The sequence below is a fragment of the Marinobacter halodurans genome (assembly GCF_004327985.1).
In the GTDB taxonomy this organism is placed as follows: Bacteria; Pseudomonadota; Gammaproteobacteria; order Pseudomonadales; family Oleiphilaceae; genus Marinobacter_A; species Marinobacter_A halodurans.
Genome location: NZ_SJDL01000008.1, coordinates 23541 through 42769 on the forward strand (window position 1 = coordinate 23541; position 19229 = coordinate 42769).

The window sequence follows — 19229 nt, forward strand, 5'->3', positions numbered from 1 at the left end:
ATCCCATCAATGTCAAAGCGCCAAACATTCCAAGCTCTGATCGTCTTGATCGGAATTACGTCGCTGAGCGGTTGCGCGAACTGGTTTTACAAGGAAAAAGGACAGCAGGAAATTGCCGACCGTCAGCAGTCTGTCCTGGATACGTTGAAAACAGAAAAGAAGGTCCATGAGACAGGACAGTCCTTTGTGTCAGAAACGCCATGGTTGGCGGGCGACCAGGTACACAAAAAACAGGCGTACCCGACACTTGAAAGTGCCCCCGCAGAGCTGAAAGAGCAAAGCATTACGTTACCGGAGATTGCTTCGAGACTTGGTGATCTCACTGGGATCAATATTTCACTGGATCCGGACCTGGGCGAAGAGCCCAACAAAGACGGCTACGAAGTCGATAGCGGCAACAGTGTCGGAACCGATGCTTCAGGTCAGTCGACGCCGGCAAACCCTCTTATGCCACAACTGACTCGAAACAGTCGAAATGAAAAGCTGTCTGGGTTGGTCATGGAGCCACTGGCTACCCCCATTAACGTCAGCTTCAATACCAGCCTCAAGCGAGCCTTGGATAGCCTCGCTTCCAGGTTCGCTATCGATTGGCGCTACAACAAGAGAACGAATGAGGTCACTTTCTTCCGGACCCAAACGCGATCGTTTCAGATCAGCTATCCAGGCAGCGCGGATAGCGAGGCACAAGTTGGCTCCAACGAGATCAAAGACAGCGCTCTGAATGAAGAAATCACCTACAAGAATTCCACTGGCTCATGGGATGAGATTGAACAGGGCATCCATTCATTGCTCTCACCATGGGGCAAGGCACAGATTTCCGAAGCTTCGGGCACCGTAACGATTACTGATACGCCGGACACGCTGGCAAGTGCGGAAGACTATGTGAAACAGCTGAATAGCTTTTTCCGGCGCCAAGTATATCTGGAACTTCGGTTGGTTTCGGTCTCAATGAAGGATGGTAATGCGTTTCAGGCTTCGTGGGACAGTGTTTTGAACACCGTAATGGACGGGGCCTACCAGGTCGGGGTTAACACAAACAGCAGTGTTATTCCGGCACAGGGCAACGCGATCAATATCATTCGGACGAAAAATCAGGCACAGGCGGCCCTCCAGTTGCTGGCCACTAAAGCCAATTTGTCTCAGGTGACATCACGTTCTGTTACCACGATGACCAACCAGCCGGCCCCCATCCGGATTGTGAAGGACAACACCTATATCTCGGGTGTGAACCAGTTGACCGATGCCAACAGTGATAGCGGTGTGACGTCCGAGGTTGAGACCGATACGGTCAGTACGGGCTTTTCGGCGACTCTCATTCCGAGAATTGAAGATGCAACTCGGTTGCAGCTGCAGATATCGATGGAGTTGTCATCGCTCATTTCGCTTGAAACCGTGGAGAATTCGATCGTCCAGATTCCTGAACTGGATCGCCAGAGCCTTGTGCAGCGGGCATGGCTCAAGAGTGGAGAAACCCTTGTTCTGTCAGGGTTCTCGCAAAACTCCAACGAAATTCAACTTACTGGTTCTGGAGACCCTTCATTCTGGGGTCTGGGTGGCGGTCGTAATCGGCAGACCGATGACCAGGTACTTCTCATTTTGATAACGCCTTACATCGAAAGCGGAGATCACGTCTGATGACCCAAATAGTCAATGTCGATTTTGGGGCATTCAGCACCTACCCGGCACTGATAGGGCTTGATTGGGATTGCGTCCCGGCTGGCGAGTGGACCAAACATCGTAAACGCCTGAAAAGCTTCACCATCGCTACCCAGTTCACCGTCAATAGTGATCTGGGCAAGGAGGTTTGCTATGGCATCACTCAGGAAACGGACAAGGCTCTCGTCAAGAAGGCCAAAATAGCGCTGGCGGCCACATTGGCAGATGCCTTTCCCGAAGGCCGACATAGCGTCGTTGAGCGTTTCGACAATGGCGAGGATGAGCCCACGTACTGGTTTGTAGCCCTCACCAATGGACGTGTCGTTTACGGGACGGACATTGTTGGTGATGAAAGGCAGATTGTTGAGGAGCTTCACACTCACCTGAGCATGGCGGATGCCGATGACCAGGGAGAGAAAATCCATGGTTCGGCCAGCAGCATGGCTCGAGGCTTGGTCCCTGACGACAATATCGATGAGACCTCAATCAGCTTTCTTGTGGATCGTGACTCACTCAAGCGATCACAGCTATCTGTCGGCGTCGTCGGCATTCTAAAAGGGCTGTCCCCAAAGTCTTTGGCCGTTATCGGCTTAGTCGCACTGTCTGTTGGCTATCTGGTCGTGCACTGGTGGCCTGAGACCAGCACCAGTCACCCCAAAGTGTCCACAGAACAGCGTCGCGCCGTCCTTCGGGAGAAGGCGGAGAAATCGCTGGCGGAAACGATTGACGCGATCACTGACAAGACACCTTTATCGTCCATCGACGACATTGTATTGGGAATTGTCGGAAAGCTTCCTGTGAGCCTGGGCGAATGGGAGGTTCAAAGCACCACCTGTGAAAATACGGCAAGCGATAAAACGACCTGCAGTACGAAATATGCCAATCAGGGAAACACGCTGCCATCTACCCTTCAGAACTTGATCGGTGGGATCTGCTCGTTGACGTTCACACCTTCCGCACGGGAGGCGACCTGCGTCCAGGATGTCAGTCAATTGAAGATTCAAAAAGACCGGTATCCCAACTTGGTGGCCTCACACGACCTTCGAGGGCGTGTTCGGGATCACTTGATGGAAGTAGCCGCCAGTGGTGGAGACTCTGCAGCATATGGTCTGACCGGTTTTTCCCCGGTGACATTCGATAACAGTCAGATGATTCCGGCTGACCAGATCCCGGAAAAAAACACATTTCAAACTGAGATTGCGCTTTCTGAACTACGACAGTTGGCAAAGTCTCCTTTGCATGGCCAGGCCCCTGTTGCCGTTGACCGGATCGAAGTGGATTGGCAAGCAAAGGCAATTAAGGTTTCCGGATTTTTCTACGGGGAGGTATCGAAATGAAAATTCAGTTGTTCGCGGCGATCGCGTTGGTTGCATTGCCGTTGTCCGGGTTTGCGGAATCCGAAGCAACCGGAGCAGTAGCCAGTGCAAATTCCACTGCTGGACTGGTTATCAACGATGAGACGATTAAAGGTCTTCAGCATACAAAGGAGCAGATGACGCTGCAGGCAGAGATCATGGAACTGTCCAACCGAATCCAAAAGGCCCAGGTTGACGGCCAGAAGATTGGTAAAGAACCGGATCCTAGCGAGAAAGACGATGCCAACGACAAGGAGCGCAGTGACATTACTTACTATCCGCCGCCCCAGCAGCAAATTCAGCCCCGGCCGGTAGAAGGAAATCAGTCAGAAAGTGGTGATTCCGATACAAAACCAAAAGACTCACCGGATTATCAGGGGCTGATGGACGCGCGAATTAAGCGAACCTTTCGGCGAAAAGGTAGTGATGACCGAGAAGCCGTGATGATTCTGAGGGGAACCACTGTTCCGGTGGCTAAAGGCGACCATTTTGGGAAGTGGGTTGTCACAACGGTTGAATCCGGAGTCATTCGATTCAAGCATCAGGCAACAGACGAAACGCTCGTCGTTGGATTTTAAGCGGGAGCGAGAAAGATGCCGGGAAGAAGCCAAAAATTAGGTGAAATGCTCGTTGCTCGCGGAATTATTGAGCAGAACCAGCTCCAGAGTGCTTTGGACGACCAGGCTCGTTTGAAGGAACAGGGGCGCGAGATTCCTATCGGGAAGATCCTCGTCCGGAAACGTCTGGTGGATGAGACCATGCTTCGCAGCCTTCTCGAGCGCCAGAAACGCGAAGACGTCATGGAAATTCGCTCGAGCGCCGATCTGGATAAACGGTTCGGAGAGATACGGGTCCGAGAGGTGAGCTCCGAAAATGAAGCTCCGATAGTTGAAGACGCAGCAAGAGATCACATCGTCGTGTGTGTCACTAGAGACGGCGAACCCGTAATTTTTATCTCGCCTGAAGCCAAAGTGAAGCATTACAACGCCTTGAGAAAGGCTGTCCTGAGAGCCCAGAAGGTTTTTGGTGGTGCCCGGACCCCAATGGAAGGTGTACATACGCCAGTAGCGGTTACAAAGGGCGTTATATCGATTATCCGTAACACGTACAAGGCAGCGGAGGCCAATGAGTTTACAGCTGAGGAAGATGATTTTCGCCAGCTGGTGATGGATGCACACCGGCGAGGTGCCACGGACATCCATTTTTTCCGCTACTCGACAGTCTGTAAGATCAAGTATCGAATCCGTGGCAAATTGCGTCAGGTCGATGAGCAGTCAACCAGTTGGGCTGACAGCATTGTCAGCGTTGGGTATGGATTGGGCGAAGGTGGCGGGGGTGTCGGCTGGGATCGGCAAACGGACCTTCGTCGACGCATCCAAATCTCAGTCGATGAATACGTTGACCTGGATCTGCGATATGAGCACGCCCCTGGTGATGGTGACGCCTATCATGCCGTTATCCGTGTTCTGGAAAATGACAACCGTGAGTTGACGGCCGTAAAGCCATTGGAATCTCTTGGGTTTACAAGCGGTCAGGCAAAAATGCTCCGCGGCGCAATTTCCAAAGCGAGTGGCGTAACCATCATTGCCGGGCCAACTGGGTCGGGTAAATCGACGACGATGGCCCAGTTGTTGAAGTGGTACAACGAAGTATCCGGAGGCGAGAGCAACATTCTGACGGTCGAGGCTCCGATTGAGCGCCGGCTGCCAGCGTTCCAAACCTCGGTATCGGACAACGATGAGGTTTCCGGTGAAGAGTACGCCCGGGCTATCAAGGGAACACTTCGTCGCGATCCGGATTTCCTGATGATAGGGGAAATTCGGGATCCGATGTCAGCTACCGCTATGGTGAGCGGCGTCCAATCGGGTCACCCGCTGTTAACCACCGTTCACGCTCAGAGTGGTATTGAAATCATTGAGCGCTTGGCTGGTCCCGGCATGCAAGTGCCACCGCAAACCCTCGGTTCTCCTAGTTTTATTTCAGCACTGTGTTATCAAATGCTCCTTCCGAAGCTGAACGATAAGACCAAAACCAGATTGACGAAGGACAACATGGCAGAGCACCTGGATGCGGATCTTATCACGCGCTTGTTGAAGGTTTGTCCCAATATCGATCAGGCCGAGATATGTGTGGCTACCCCGACACCCGATAATCCCGATGGCACTGACGCGATGACAATCTGCGCTGAGGTGATCATGCCGGACGAAGAAATGCAGAAGCATTTCCGTCGCCTTGAGATTACTGAAGCCTATCGTCACTGGCGCCGCTCCGGGTTGACTGAAAACCGCCAGGATAAGGATCTCGATGCTCAGGTTGTCGGGTTGTCAGCCCAAGACCACGCCATACAGAAAATGCTCAGAGGCATGATCGACCCTCGTGATGTGGAGTCCTATTTCGGCTTCCTCAACATGCAGCAAATTATGAGTGACGGTGTGTTTGAAGAGGGTGAAGGTGATGAACTTTTCCAGCGTCAGGCTGACTGGACGGTTGCCGATGGCACAGAAGGAATGATCGGCGGGGAAGAGCTGTCAGTTTCAGCGCAGGCTCGCGAGGAAACCCATGAAAACGAATAAGTTATCGGATAAGAAGCGGGTAGATTTCTACTCATTCATCGCGACGTTGGTTGAGCGTGGGAAGAATCCCCAGGAGGCCTGCGAGGAAGTCGCACAGATCATTGATCAGAAGGCGGCAAAAGCCGGTGTATTCCGCTCCTTTGTAGAAAAGGAGGGCGATCTGTACAAAGACGTCGCTTTTGGGATCCGCCGGGGGAAAAATCTCGCTAATGTACTCAGCGGTCGAATCCCTGATGCCGAGCTTATGATGCTGGTCGCCGGTGGTGAAGGGAATAACTCTGCTTCTATTCGCGCCGCACAGAAGGAAGCGGTCAACGCAAAAGCGCTGCGAGACACAGTTATTTCTGGAGTGCTGTATCCATCGGGAATCTTCCTTGCCCTTCTTGCCCTCCTTTACTGGTTGGGGCAAAACTTGTTTCCTGAGTTTGTCGGTCTTCTCCCGGTGAAGGATTGGCCTTCAAAAGCGCAGACAGTCTTCTGGTTGTCGACGCACATTTACATCTGGTTCCCCATCACAATGGGCGCGCTAGTTGGCTTGTTCTTACTTTGCCGGACGCTCAATAAGCGGTTACTGGGACCGAAACGTGAAATCCTCCATCACATACCCCCCTTCAATGTGGTGCGAGCCATGACAGGTGCCAATTTCCTTTCGACATTGGCCAACTTGCTGGCGGCCGGCGAGCCAATGAAAGAATCGCTGGAGCGAATGAATCGAAACTCAACGTCACCATACCTCAGCCACTATGTCGGGAAGGTTTTGCAATCTACTCGTGCTGGCAAGATGTCTGATGGGCCTGGCGCCGCGTTGCAAATTCCACTTTTCAGGATGTGGACCCAGGTTGAGCTGGAAGTCTATGGGCGAGGGTCGACGGAAGAATTCAGTGAAAACATTGAGTTCATTGCCGACCAAGCGAGAGAGAAAGCGAAGGGTACTGTTCACCTGCTCTCCCGTCTGTTGAACCTATTAATGATGATGCTTGCCGGCGCCATGATTTTTACTTCGGTGTCGGCAATGTACGCGATATCAACCAGCATTAATGCCGCTTACTAATTGAACGAGAGGTGCACCAAGCATTTCTACCCCTTGTTGAGCGATAAAATTATCAGCACGAATACACAAATGGAGATATCAAACATGCGCAATATGCGGAACCTACCCACACGCCAGGCCGGGTATACATTGCCAGAAATCATTGTCGGTGTTGTTGTCGCCGGGCTTGTGGCCGCGGCTGTTCTCGCGGCTGGGAAGGATCTTATCGGCGGTACTGAAGTTGATGGTGAGCAGTCGAAGCTCGACGTCATTCAGAAAAACGTCAAGGATCTTTACTCGCAGCGTGCGAACTTTTCAAATCTGGATCAATCGGCGGCTATTGATGGCGGCGTCTTCCCGAGTTCTATGGTTAGCGATGGCTCAGCGTTTAACAAGTGGAACGGCAACGTGACAGTGGCGGCGGCTAACGATACTGCCGGAAACACAGACCGTGGTTTTGAAGTGGTCTGGGAAGGCGTCGAAGAAGACTCTTGCTCAAAAATGGCTACAGGCACATCCGCCGACGAGGTGAGCATTGACGGTACGTCAGTGACTGACAGCACCGGCCAAGTGGATCCGGCCGATGCCGCACAGCAATGCGCTGGTGGTGCTGCTGATATCACGTTCCTCTACAACAAGTAACATCGAGGCCTGTGCTGTGAACGTTGCCGAGCCGACCGACTGGGTGTTGATCGAGGATGAACCAGAAAGAAGTTTGGTTTATCCCGAAAACGTCTTGAGTGACGGCGAAAAGAATGCCAAAGCCCGCGAGCTCTTGAATCTTTGCCAGCAAAAAGCAAACGAAGGTCAGGTCGACTTTCGCATCGTTCACAACGAGCAGCCCTACAGAGGAAGTGCCCAAAGACCATTGGAAGGGCGAACCTTTTTCCTTCGGGCACTAGATCGGCGAGTTGAGCCATTAAAGCCGGGGCGGATTCCCAAGCCGATCGTCCAACAGCTTATGAAGCCCAGCCTCCAGACTGGCGGGCTCATACTCGTTTCCGGCCCACCGGGCTGCGGCAAGTCTACGACGGTGGCCCGTACCGTTGCCGGCCGGCTCCTTCAATTTGGTGGCGTGGCCTGGTGCCTCGAAAATCCTGTCGAGTTTTTGCTGCAAGGCAACCATGGGCCGGGCCACTGCTGGCAGAAGGAGGTCGCGCAAGGTGGCTATGGGCAAGCTATGCGAGACGTCATGCGCTGTTATCCGGTTGGGGTTCCCGGGATCCTGACAGTAGGGGAGGTGCGTGACCAGGAAACGGCAGATCATTGCCTGAAAGCTGCACTCAATGGCCTTTTGGTCATAGCGACCGTTCATGCCAACACCATTGAAATGACCATCGAGAGGATTCTGAATATGTGTTCTGAAGGGCAGAGAGATGCCTTCAGGGCAACATTGGCGGGCTCTCTCAAGCTGGTTGTCCACCAACGGCGGAATGTTTCCAATCAAGTTCGACTCAACTCGCTTTGGGTGAAGCATGGATCGTCTGCCTACGGCGCTATCCGGGATGGTCGCAGCGATCTATTGGCCAACGATGTTCAATACCAAGCAAATCGCCTCAGAATGGGAGAACCAGTATGCGAATGACCTCTCCAAACAAGGAGAAGGGCAGCTTTCTGATAGGCGCGATGATATTCGTAGCGGCCATCGGCGCCATGCTCGTGCTTCTTCGGAAGACCATGAATGAGACTCAGGAGCAGGCCCAAACAGAGCGGCAAGGGCGCTACATGGCCGATTACCTCAACGCTTTGGCGGGTTTCATGGCAGACACCGGCCAAACGCCTCCGGATCCATCAGCGATCGCGGGACTGTCAGCAGCCGGTCCCAACACATTCACCGCTTCAGGAACGGAATGGCTCAAGAACAATACCTGTGGCGGTAGTTTCGACCCGGATGAGTCATTTCTTGGATGTTCTTTACCGGCAAATTTCGCCAATTTCTACGGCCTGGGTGCCCCGATTGTTACATTTGATTACACAAGCCAGCCGCGAGCGACCATCTCCTTTGGTATAGTTCAGGATAACGGCCCTGATCCGATAAAGGCTGGTGCATTGGTCCGGGTTATTGGTAAACACCTTGAGGCAGCTGGATATCAGCACATCAATGTGTTCCACATAGCTAACGCAGACAACAGTGATGTCTTGAGTGCCAACCTGAGAGCTGAGATTGACAGTCAATCTGCCTCAGATATCTACGTCAGGAGAGATGGCGTCGGTGAAATGACAGGCCCATTACTGACCCGGCACGACAACTGGGCATTGATCGCTCGAGATAAAGATGGGAATGAAACGTCAGCTGAACAGGATCCCAAGTCGAGCGTGAACATCAATGACGGGTACGTTCGCTCTGCCGGCGCCTGGCTTAGCGAGACCCACAAGCTGGCGGAGGAAGCATACGCCCGGGCGATCCAAAGCCCTCAGTTCATGACAGAGGGGCCATCCGGAACGACCGTGGACAAGCCCTCGTGTCCCGGGAGCCTCACTCCGCAGATTTTTGCTACCCCCTCAGTATTCATTGGGGGCACAGCATCCGGCTCGAACCGGTTCATGTCCGGTGTTAAACGGATCGTGACGGATAACGGTTCAAGTTGGACCGTCAGGCTTTATATGCAATACGACGGCAGCAGCGGCTGGCGGGAAGTACCGGTTCAAAAGGGCCGGGTGAAGATCACAACGAAATGCTCATAACTTCATTACTGTGCAGGATGCCGAAGGAGGCGACATGAATCGAACCCAACTGATCAAAGCCGGGGTAGGCTTTTTTCTCGCCCTGGTTACGCTGAGCTCTTTCGCAGCCGACTTTACGACGGACATCGAACAGGATGCGAAGCGGGACATGGACGAAGTCCGGGTAAATGCCATCGACAATACGATGGAGCGTAATGCCGACAGCTTTTCGAACACCGATCAGCGATCCGCAACGGATAGCTCAAATGCGAACATGTCCAGTGGAACTTCAACCTACAATACAGCGCTCAGCGTAGCCAATCAGGCAAAGTCAACCGCGAACTCTGCCTATTCTACGGCCCGCTCGGCCCGCAATATCGCCACGTCCAGACAGTGGAAGTATCAGGCTCGCGGAACCTCATGCGGCTTTTTCATGCAAAGTGGCGGCAGCACAAACGGGTATATGTCGTGCATGGGCTACAACCCGCATAACGGATGCCCCAGTGGCTTTACACAAGCTCGCCTCGGATATTTCGAAGCGGGTGGCGGTTCCCGTGACCTGGTAACGTGCTTGAAGCGCTAGGAATGCTCAGGCGGCCATGGTGTTCGCCATTGTCAAATGAACGCCATGGCCACTGAAGAAGGGTCTTTCTAGGGGGAAGGCACCGACATCGAGGGTGTGTTTTGCATAGGGCCTTCAGGGCGCACCAGAGAGGGACAAAGGCTCACATCAGCCCCGCCATCAACGAGGAATTCAATCGCCTCGTCGACAAGCTCATGCTCGATCGTAGAACGAAGCTCGCTCAATAGCATGAGAGGTGTCCTGCCACGAACGTCACGACAGTCGACACTGCCGCCTCTAAACCATCCAGCCACATCTGATAGGTCCAGCTTGTCCAAGTCGAGCTTGCCCGCTGCCACTTCCCTGATTTTTTGGTGCGGCCGCAGGTCTGGCGTTGAGACGCGGGTCAGATTCGTTTGAACGCCAGCTTCACGGGTTTCGTGTTCCTTCACAGTACCCCGGATGTTATAGGTGTCGCCTTCATAGAAAGACTGCTGCCCCGAGTTGAGCCAGGTTAACCGAGCCCCGGTTTCACGATCCTGGAACAAGGTCAGATGATTCATCCCGTATTTGCCTTCCATCGGAATGATTTTGTCCACCCGCATCGGGCGCTCAATGCGGTCACCCGGTACGCCGATCGGAATATCCGCCAGCGGCCGCTGATTGCCGCCGGCGTCCGGCGCAGAAAAGCGATTCCATGCACTGATGCTGGATCCTGCGACTGCCAGGTGGCGGATACTGACTGCATCACTGGTAACTATGCCGGCAACTCGTGAAAGATAGTCGCTGTTGCTGCTCTCAAGGCCGTCAGAGCGGCGATAGTATGAGAGTGCTGCCTTGGCCTCGTCCCAGTCACCCGGCTTAACGAGAGAATCAAAGAATGCGGGATCTTTGAGGGCTTGAAGGACGCCATCTACCGATGCTTGCCCTTCATCACTCATTTTCCGGGTTTGCCAGCCGCCAGAGATCCGGACCATGGCGGCTCCTGCGGCCATGACGGAAAGGGTATGGAAATAGACCGGCCGGTGCCGGGCCTGCTCACGAAGCTCTATATCCTCGTAGTCCGCGGTCAATGCACTTTCAATCTTCGCCCATTGCTCGGCCAATGGGCGTCTTTCCTGTTCGTTCCCGCTTTGCGCAGGACCTCCGGCCCTGAGCGTTAACGGCACCATGGGCATCCGGAAATGCTCACCGGGGAAATCACGGAAGGTCAGCGGGGCTTCTTTGAATGCAAATCGTGGGTATCCAGCGCGAGTGTTGTGCTGCTGGATGGCTGCAAGTGACTTCCTGATGGACCACCACAACGGCTGAGGCAGTTCGGTTGTATAAAGTCGGTACATGGCCATGACTCACGAAATAGGGATAACTGGGTGCTTGGATGCCTGTCAATGGTACCACCCTGTGGCCGATGGCCAGGCTGTTTGCATGTCGGATAAACCAGACAAAATAACCGGGAGCTGGGTGCTGGTATTGTTTCCCCACCATTTTTAGAGCATTTGCCGCAATACAATGTACGGGTGGCATGGAGAGGAATCGATGAGGATTACCAGCAAGAAACAGCTCAATGAAATGGTGATTGCCGGGCGGGTCGGTAAGGGTATGGCTCAACAAATCGAGGCTGAGATTGATAAGTCGTCAAAAGTTTCACCTCCCGCCAGCAAGGTTGCTCGTAAAGCAGCATCTACCCTCCCTGCTGAGCGATCACCAGGAGAGCTTGCACTGAGGCCATTACTGGCCGATCGCTTCGGCTGGTGGCACCAGGGCGGAGAGCTGGTTGAAGAACTGGAACCGTTCTCGGATCGAAAATTTCGCGTCGACTTTGCATTGCCTCGTTGGCAAATCTACATCGAAGTGGATGGCTGGAGCCATCACGGGGTGCATTTGGACTCTCATCATAGGGACCGGGCCAGGGGACTTTATTTCTCCGCCCGCAACTGGCTTCCGTTTCGTGTCAGTTACCAGCAAGCCATTAATGAGGGCTTCCAACTGATCGATTGTCTCGTTGAAGCAATGGAAATTCGTACCCCAGTTTCTGCTGGCGCTATTCGCGTCGACGTCACTGATACACCAACGGGGTTCCGGCGCCGATTGGTGACCGACTGAATCTTTTGGGTGATATGTCCGGCTCTCTGGAAGTTCTCTATGGAGTTTCCCGTTCGAGCCCCGCCAAGGCAGAGCAGTAGCTGCCAACTTCGGTCTGCGTTTTGTTATACTATGCGTAACAAAGCGCGGAGTTAATTATGCAACCTTCACAACGACTCGAGGAATGGCTGCGTACAAGCCGTAGGAGTGGTCAGCCCACGCTCTACCGAACGGGCGATTTCAGATCCCTTTTCCCAGGAACGGGTGCCGGTACCTATCGGGCGATCGTTCACCGGGCTGAGCGCCGGGGGCTACTGGAAAGAATTTGCCAGGGGATCTACCAATACACCGGGGCGCCCGACACCAGCGGGTACGTCCTTCACCATGCGGCGGCCATGTTGCGCCCTCAGCATTTCAACTACATCAGTCTCGAGACAGCACTAAGTGATGCCGGCGTTATTTCACAGATACCGATCGGGTGGATCACGCTGGTAAGCACAGGCCGGTCGGCCACAGTGGATTGCGGGCAATACGGAACGATCGAGTTTGTTCACACTGAAAGATCATTGGACCAGATTGCAGACCAATTGAGCTACGACAGCGATTGCTGGCTATTTCGAGCAAACACACAACTTGCCATGGACGATATGCGCCGCTTTGGCCGTGACTCGACGATGGATCTGGTTCAATCGGAGGACTAAAGATGAGTATGTTTAACACGTTGGTGAATGAGGCACTGAGAAACCATCGATCTTTGAGCGCGTTACGGCCGGTTGTGGAGAAGGAAATCCTGCATCACGACGTTATGCGGGAACTGAATCAGGCCGACTTGTTGCGCCAGCTGACATTCATTGGCGGAACCTGCTTGCGAGCGTGCTATGGCTCAAACCGATTAAGCGAGGATCTGGATTTTACTGGCGGGGCCAATTTCAAGAAGTCCGACCTAGATACCCTCAAGGACACCCTGGAGTCCCGTCTGCAGGACAAGTATGGGATGCCCATCAGTGTGACTGAGCCCAAGGCCGAGAAGCAGGGTAACGTCGACACGTGGAAGCTTCGCATCAACACACAACCTGAGCGGCCGGACATGCCGGCGCAGCGGATCCACCTGGATATCTGCTCGGTGCCCAGCTATCAGGTACAACCGCGCACCCTGCAGAACCACTATGGGGTGAACCTGGGTACCGAGAACATGATCATTAATGCACAGACGCGCGAGGAAATCTTTGCGGACAAGCTGGTAGCGTTTGCGATGCGCCCCGGGCGGATTAAACATCGTGACCTTTGGGACATTACCTGGCTGTCGCAAAGCCGAGTTGAGCCTGCCTGGGAGCTTCTGGATGACAAGCTGCTCGACCACGGGGAGGCTGCGACGGATTTTCTGGAACGTTCCGAAAAACGTTTGGCATTGCTGAACGATCCAGACGTTCGTAAGGATTTCGTCTTTGAAATGCGCCGCTTTATCGCGCCGGAGGCACTGGAAAGAACGATCAATCAGGAAGGTTTCTGGGAATATTTGGCGGCCACCGTGAGTGAAAACGTTCGTCACGCTCAAGCGGTGGTTGATGACGCGTTAACAGAAAGCCAGGGGCCAAAATTTCAGATGTGAGCGTTGTGCTTAGAAGTTGATGAGACAGCCCCCAAAGGGAATCTTGGGGGCTCTATCCTGATATTGATGGTTAGGGGAGGTAATGCGAAACATCATGGGTAAAGAAGAAGACAATCATCCACAATGTGGCCAGAACCCATGCGGCGCCGATAACCCCAACAACCACTTTGCCAATCATCAATTAACCCCCCTCCATCTCACAGTCCGGTGACACGAAGTAAATTCGGGGCTTCAATGGGGCTCCCTGACTGTTACCGCTTTCAACGTTTGCTTTGTACTCCCGGTAGCCCTGCCATTGTTGCTGACACGATGGACTGGAAATCCAGGCCCATACGAGCGGAGTAACGACCAAAAGGATGATAGATAGCCCGCCGGCGAGCCACCATGTTGCGCGTGTCATTGAATCGCCTTCCTGGTTGTGAATTAGCTCGGCGCCGGATCCTAACTGGACAACCCTTTATGGACCTCTTGATGCCACCTGCACCTGACGCGAAGAGGGATTAACCGGCGAATGGGATGCTTCCGAATCACCACCGCGCCAATGAGCGCCGAGCGGCAGGAGATGGGCAGAGGAAATTTTCCCGCGGTGTGGGAAGAACGGAAAAACCACCAACGCCGAAGCCGAATTGGGAACAGGACCTGGTTAACCACGAGGTCAATTAGGCGGCATGTCACTGCGGATCCGATCATGTGTAAGCGCTGCCCTCGAGCAAATTAGCGTTAGTCAGTCCTGATCGGAGCCGTGAGTAGGACACACGTCGTAGCCGCCAAAGTCATACGTGTAGTAGCCGTTTTTCTTAATCTCAGCCTTTTCTTTGTCTGTAAGGCCGAGTTCGGAGTCACCGAGTGCCTGCTGGGCGGTAAGCTCGATCACGGTTTCACCGGCTTCAATCTGGTCTAGCTGGTGATCCATGAGCCCTTCAGGCAATTCGACAGCAACTCGATTGGGATCATCCGAATCGCATTCGCGGCATTTCAGGTTGTACTTTTCCATTTCAATATCTCCTGCGTGTTTGGCTGATGCCAGCTGTGGCTGGTGGCTCAATGTTTGATCTGGCGAATCAGGTCATCTTGAGTTTCGCCGGCACGATCATTTGGGGAGAAGGCTACCCCCTTGCCTATTGCCATGAGGGAAATGAACCCGGTTAGAAGTATTGGGAGAGAGCCGATGAATATCGATCTTGCTGAAGCTCCAGCTTCAACCGCAGCCTGCATTTCTGACAGGCCTTGGAGCATGAGCGCCATGACAATGACGCCCACTATATACAACGTTACCCTCATGATCGCGCCTTGATATTCCTGCTTGCAGCGAGTTCAACATGCCCCATTGTAACAATGAAAACCGGTGTTGAACGTCGCCACTCATCTTCCGACCATCCTGGTGCGGTAGGTTACGGCCAATAGACTACCGGCGAAGGCTTCCCGCAATCCTAGCTCCCAGCTCCCGGGTTTTACGTGTGGCGTCACTTACTGATGCCAGTGCGGCATCCACATTAATATCGCCCAGCAGGCTTGAGCAGTCGCGTTGAGCCCGAGAAAGCAGGGCAGCAGCACCGCTTCCTTCCAGGCGCCCCTGCCGATCTTTTTGGCGACGCTCTTTGTCCGCTTCGGTCTTCTCTATCTCTGCCCAGACTACTGCATCCTTGACGGACACGAACCCCTTTCTATCCAGGCATTTGGCGAGATGAGCGAGGCCCTTCCGAGACACTTCAGGGCTGTCCGAAACTTGTTGCAACCAACTGTCTGGCATAACGACTTCAGACTGGCGTTGCTTGTAAGTCACTGCTTGAGCGACATAGGAGCCAACAATCATCATCAAGCCGAGTGGAAGATTTGCTGCCCCGACGCCGATCCCCAATAGCTCCAGGAAACCCCAGGCTGTTGAAGTGTTCGGGTTATGTTTGCTGATCGCACTATGCGGTGAGGACTCGTTTGGTTCGCTCATAAAGTTATCCTTCCAAAATTTCTACCATTGAAGCTGTGTCGTTGATTTTCAACCGGCCGCGCCAAGCTCCTTCAGTGTTTGTTCGCCCTTTGCCCGGCCATCTTCATAGGGTTTGCAGATCTTGCGAAAAAGATCTGCCGGATAGGCCGAGTAGTGCTTTGAGCCCTTAATCTCATCCAACTGCTCGTTACAGGCCTGAATTCGTTCCTTCGCTGCCTCGATGGCCCAGTTGACCACCGTATCCCGGTCTGTAGAAAATCTGCGCACGTACATGATCTGGCCATCATGGGTGACATTGGGCCAGCCAGGGTTTTCGCAGAGGGTTTCGGAGACTTCCGACCCACGGTAGGTATAGACCTTGATTGATCGCTTGAACCTGTCATCTCGCTGGGCCAGCTCGCGCAGTTCCGCCTGATTGTCGACAAACTGCCTGTGCAAAATGGCGAGTTCCCGATTGCACCATGAGTCGTCTACGATCCTCGACTCGCCGTGAGTGTTGATCCGGATAACCGCTTCCACCTTGCTCATTCCCAGCACGCCAATACAGATATCACCGTCGTTCATGTATACATATTGGCTGATGCGGTAATGTATTTTGACGTTATGCCATCCCATATTGAGCCCTATCAGTTTAAGTCTTCAATTCGAACGATCGGGTTCATCAACCAGTTCAGCTTGAGACGGTTGATCCCCTTGATCGAGCCTTCAAGTTGGAAACTTGCAAAGCTGTCGTACTCTTCAAACGACACCACACTGAGCTGTGAAGCATCGGCCTGGGCATGGATGTCGTCGCAGATACTTGACCGGCTGGGACAATTGCGGTCTCCGTCCACGATTATCTGCATTACAGATTTCATATTGGCCACCTTGTTAATCGCTGCCTGCTTTACAAACTCTTCTGCCAAGCCAAGGGGATTGTAGATGCCTGTGCGTTGGCAGATCGCTACGAGTTCTTTCAGCCTCCCATCTTTCAATTGACCGGTCGTCCCCTTCTCAAGCAATTCGTTGCAGCAAGCCACAACGTTTGCCTCCGCGAAAGCAACAGCCTCCTGGTGGATACTTGGTCTCGGCATTATTGATCCCAACTTATTGGTGTTTTAATGGCGGCGCCCGTATTCGTCTCGAGCACGCCTTACCTGCTTGCGGGCTTCGTCACTCGCAACCAGCTTCCCTAGAATGGTCAAAAGGATAACTGCCAACATGAGCAGGGGTGCAAACTGTCCGACGGCCATGACGTTGTTGGCAAACCGCGGGTCGAGATCAGAATCATGATTGGTTGATGGCGAGGTGCCAAAGAATTCTTGCGCTGGGGTCTGAGGTAACGTTGATTCCTTTGCCGGCACGCCGTCTCCATCTGCAAAGCGATCAGAAATACTATCAACCTGCTGGTGAGATTGAGCCCCCGGAGTATTGACGGCCTCCGGCGCCCAGCGATTCCCCGCCTGTAACCCTACTATCCCGCTTATCACTCCCATCATTCCAATGAAAGCTGTTACTGCGGCTAGGGCCCACAACCTCTTTGGGGCTGGATTCTTGATGACCTTGAGCATCGTCTTAACGGCAATGGTACATGCAAGGGCGCCGATCAGCATGGAGGGTATTGGAAATGCCTGAAGATATTGATCGGCAACCCCGACAATCGCCGACAATCCGAAACCGAGGCCTGGCGCCGTTATAAAAAAGGCGATTAATCCGAAGATTGTTCCAATGTCGTTTTTTTTCATTCCATTTGCTCCTGAGTTTTATAACGCTGCACTAGCAGCCCCGTGTTCGCCTTTTCCTTCACCATTCTTTATTGCAACCAGATCAGCCTTACTTGGAAACCTGAGACGCCTTATGTCGTTGCAATTGAGCTGGGTAGTGCCAGAAATCGTTTTCAGCACCAGATCCACCTCACGCGAGGCCAGAAAAAGGGCTAGACCCTCAGCAAGTGCGGGTGGCAAGGATTTCCCAATGGCAGGGCCAATGACCTGGACGTGGTTTTCAAAGGCCCACCGGCGACCTGGCAGGCAATCGGGGGTTATCCATGCGGGATGGCACCGGCCGGTGCGATCGTCATTCGCGGAAATTCGTTTCAGTACGACATAGTGGCCAGCGGGCGCCAGACGCCGCCCAAGGTTTTCATCAAACACATCGAGACAAGCCGGCTTTCCGCTGACTGCGGGTCTCCATTGGATCTTGTGCTGTCCACGCTCCCAGTGCTGTGCGTAAACAAGCGGTACCCACGCCTCCGCTTCGGCCTTTTCAACTGAGAGGTGATCGCGGTAACGAAAGTCTTCGATCTTGCCCGTGGAAATGGTCAGCCCAAGATCCGCCAGCGAACAGGGCCGCGCCCGGTTGACGTCAATAGCGGCCAGTTCTTCCCGTGTCGCCGGGACGTAAATTCGGTCATCGTTCTCGGGCAGGATGTCCCGATCGGGAACATGGGTATCCAGCTTGGGCGGCTGGTCAGGGTCATCTGACAAAGAGACTCTGATTTCCGATGGCTGTGACGCACCGCGTCGAAACCGGAAAATCACGTTTTCTTGAAGGACGTTATCCGCCCGAAACACATTGGACCGGCGCTGGTAGCGAACAAGCCAGTCGATGGCACCCTGCTCCTTCAGCCAAAGGCGGAACGGCCGGAAATAGTCACCATTGCAGAAGCTGCGGGGAACGATGGCCACCAGCTGCCCTCCAGGGCGTAACATTTGGACGGCCAGTAGAATGAAGGCCGCATATAGGTTGGGAGTGGGGGCTGCCTGGGCCCTCAGTAGCTTGGCAAGATCGCTGGATTGGTGCAGCTTTTGATACGGCGGATTCAATATCGCTGCGTCCAAGAACGGCTCATAGGCTTCCTGGAAGATACCCGGTGCCCCCCGGGTGAAATCTCCGTGCAACGAGCACGTTGGGACAGGCTGAAAGAGGTCTACAGCCAGATCGTTAACTCGAGAAAGATTCTCCCGAAATGAGTGATGGAGCAGGTCATCGATTTCATACGCTTGGAGCTCATATTGACCTGCTTTGTCTTGCATGGAGTCTGAGGCGATCGTCGTACCGAGCACGGTCGCACCCAAAATACCGGTACCGGCACCACAATCCCCGACTACTGCCCGCGCCGGGAGGTCCAGCATGGCTGCCATCTGGTTGGCTACCGCTATTGGGGTGAAGTATTGGGCAAACCGGACCTTCCTTGAGTTATCCAATGCATAGCTCGCCTGGGCGGTCGTTTCTGAGATTTCGCTGAGAAATGCCCCCAACAAATGAACCGGATCTGCGCCCGCCAGTGGCATACTTTGCCCGTACCTGAAGGCCGCCTTAGAGTTCAGCTTACTCATTATCAGCACCACTTCGCGCGGCTTTTGCTTTCAGATACCGCGCACCGCTGGGCGAAATGTCGTCATGTTTTCTCACGGTGACCTGGACCACCTTCTCAATGCTTGGCAGGTCATCGCCGTCCTGATTTTTGATGACCAGCAAAGTTTGGGTTAGGCATCGCAGGTTTGCTTTTGCGGCAACGGTCTTGGCTGAAGCTAGAATTCTGGCGATGCTTTTACGATAACTGCCATCTTCACCCTTTGCGGGAATGTAAAGACCTATGGCCCCTACCTCCTGCTTGAAAAGCTCTGTGAGAGAAATCGATTCCAGCGTGATGTATTTGCTTCTCGACGTTTGCATGGCTGAGCCCTTCTGTTTTTCAGAGAGTATCTATTCTATAAAAATATGGTAAGGCTCAGCGCGTTATGGGTCAAGACGTGGATCGGTGTTGTGAGC

At 53.5% G+C, this 19229-nt stretch carries 21 protein-coding genes; 12 read left to right on the plus strand and 9 right to left on the minus strand.

Features of this window, described 5'->3' with window-relative positions:
- The first annotated feature begins 9 nt into the window (after positions 1–9).
- The 9 genes from EZI54_RS06835 (at position 10) to EZI54_RS06875 (ending at position 9861) form a co-directional block, all read left to right on the plus strand.
- Entirely contained in the window at positions 10–1635 is a 1626-nt protein-coding gene (locus EZI54_RS06835; protein WP_165495703.1) for a hypothetical protein, read from the plus strand.
- Entirely contained in the window at positions 1635–2993 is a 1359-nt protein-coding gene (pilO2, locus tag EZI54_RS06840) for a type 4b pilus protein PilO2 (protein ID WP_131480355.1), read from the plus strand. Before EZI54_RS06835 ends, pilO2 begins: the two co-directional genes overlap by 1 nt.
- Positions 2990–3589 carry a hypothetical protein gene (locus tag EZI54_RS06845; protein WP_131480357.1) on the plus strand — a complete coding sequence of 200 codons (600 nt, stop codon included), beginning with the start codon at positions 2990–2992 and terminating at the stop codon, positions 3587–3589. Before pilO2 ends, EZI54_RS06845 begins: the two co-directional genes overlap by 4 nt.
- 15 nt (positions 3590–3604) lie before the next feature.
- Entirely contained in the window at positions 3605–5584 is a 1980-nt protein-coding gene (locus EZI54_RS06850; RefSeq protein ID WP_131480359.1) for a GspE/PulE family protein, read from the plus strand.
- Positions 5571–6635, plus strand: coding sequence for a type II secretion system F family protein (locus tag EZI54_RS06855; RefSeq protein WP_131480361.1), 1065 nt, complete (start codon positions 5571–5573; stop codon positions 6633–6635). Before EZI54_RS06850 ends, EZI54_RS06855 begins: the two co-directional genes overlap by 14 nt.
- A gap of 84 nt (positions 6636–6719) precedes the next feature.
- Positions 6720–7256 carry a type 4 pilus major pilin gene (locus EZI54_RS06860; protein WP_207389173.1) on the plus strand — a complete coding sequence of 179 codons (537 nt, stop codon included), beginning with the start codon at positions 6720–6722 and terminating at the stop codon, positions 7254–7256.
- Complete coding sequence (locus tag EZI54_RS06865; protein ID WP_131480365.1) at positions 7198–8199, plus strand: ATPase, T2SS/T4P/T4SS family; 1002 nt, start codon at positions 7198–7200, stop codon at positions 8197–8199. Before EZI54_RS06860 ends, EZI54_RS06865 begins: the two co-directional genes overlap by 59 nt.
- A complete protein-coding gene (locus EZI54_RS06870; RefSeq protein WP_131480367.1) occupies positions 8190–9299 on the plus strand; it encodes a hypothetical protein in 1110 nt (369 codons plus the stop codon). Before EZI54_RS06865 ends, EZI54_RS06870 begins: the two co-directional genes overlap by 10 nt.
- 34 nt (positions 9300–9333) lie before the next feature.
- Positions 9334–9861, plus strand: a complete 528-nt coding sequence (locus EZI54_RS06875; RefSeq protein ID WP_131480369.1) for a hypothetical protein — start codon at positions 9334–9336, stop codon at positions 9859–9861.
- Positions 9862–9929: 68 nt separating this feature from the next.
- On the opposite strand, the gene EZI54_RS06880 is transcribed toward EZI54_RS06875, so the two are convergent.
- Complete coding sequence (locus EZI54_RS06880; protein ID WP_131480371.1) at positions 9930–11180, minus strand: hypothetical protein; 1251 nt, start codon at positions 11178–11180, stop codon at positions 9930–9932.
- Positions 11181–11376: 196 nt separating this feature from the next.
- Here EZI54_RS06880 and EZI54_RS06885 point away from each other — a divergent pair, with 196 nt between their 5' ends.
- The 3 genes from EZI54_RS06885 (at position 11377) to EZI54_RS06895 (ending at position 13531) form a co-directional block, all read left to right on the plus strand.
- Positions 11377–11943, plus strand: a complete 567-nt coding sequence (locus tag EZI54_RS06885) for a hypothetical protein (RefSeq protein WP_131480373.1) — start codon at positions 11377–11379, stop codon at positions 11941–11943.
- Between the two features lie 137 nt (positions 11944–12080).
- Complete coding sequence (abiEi, locus tag EZI54_RS06890; protein WP_131480375.1) at positions 12081–12623, plus strand: type IV toxin-antitoxin system AbiEi family antitoxin; 543 nt, start codon at positions 12081–12083, stop codon at positions 12621–12623.
- A gap of 2 nt (positions 12624–12625) precedes the next feature.
- Positions 12626–13531 carry a nucleotidyl transferase AbiEii/AbiGii toxin family protein gene (locus tag EZI54_RS06895; protein WP_131480377.1) on the plus strand — a complete coding sequence of 302 codons (906 nt, stop codon included), beginning with the start codon at positions 12626–12628 and terminating at the stop codon, positions 13529–13531.
- Between the two features lie 724 nt (positions 13532–14255).
- Here EZI54_RS06895 and EZI54_RS06900 read toward each other — a convergent pair.
- From EZI54_RS06900 to EZI54_RS06935, 8 genes are all read right to left on the minus strand, one after another.
- Positions 14256–14525, minus strand: coding sequence for a hypothetical protein (locus tag EZI54_RS06900; protein WP_131480379.1), 270 nt, complete (start codon positions 14523–14525; stop codon positions 14256–14258).
- Between the two features lie 47 nt (positions 14526–14572).
- A complete protein-coding gene (locus EZI54_RS06905; protein ID WP_131480381.1) occupies positions 14573–14776 on the minus strand; it encodes a hypothetical protein in 204 nt (67 codons plus the stop codon).
- A gap of 160 nt (positions 14777–14936) precedes the next feature.
- A complete protein-coding gene (locus EZI54_RS06910; protein ID WP_131480383.1) occupies positions 14937–15476 on the minus strand; it encodes a hypothetical protein in 540 nt (179 codons plus the stop codon).
- A 48-nt stretch (positions 15477–15524) separates the two neighbouring features.
- The gene (locus EZI54_RS06915; RefSeq protein ID WP_131480385.1) at positions 15525–16091 is read right to left on the minus strand and encodes a hypothetical protein; all 567 of its coding nucleotides are present in this window, start codon (positions 16089–16091) and stop codon (positions 15525–15527) included.
- An 11-nt stretch (positions 16092–16102) separates the two neighbouring features.
- Positions 16103–16549: a hypothetical protein gene (locus EZI54_RS06920; RefSeq protein ID WP_131480387.1), complete on the minus strand. Its 447-nt coding sequence runs from the start codon at positions 16547–16549 to the stop codon at positions 16103–16105.
- Positions 16550–16573: 24 nt separating this feature from the next.
- Entirely contained in the window at positions 16574–17200 is a 627-nt protein-coding gene (locus EZI54_RS06925) for a hypothetical protein (protein WP_131480389.1), read from the minus strand.
- Positions 17201–17218: 18 nt separating this feature from the next.
- Positions 17219–18793 carry an Eco57I restriction-modification methylase domain-containing protein gene (locus tag EZI54_RS06930; protein WP_131480391.1) on the minus strand — a complete coding sequence of 525 codons (1575 nt, stop codon included), beginning with the start codon at positions 18791–18793 and terminating at the stop codon, positions 17219–17221.
- Positions 18786–19133, minus strand: coding sequence for a hypothetical protein (locus EZI54_RS06935; protein WP_131480393.1), 348 nt, complete (start codon positions 19131–19133; stop codon positions 18786–18788). The genes EZI54_RS06930 and EZI54_RS06935 overlap by 8 nt, the downstream gene beginning before the upstream one ends.
- Between the last annotated feature and the right edge of the window lie 96 nt (positions 19134–19229).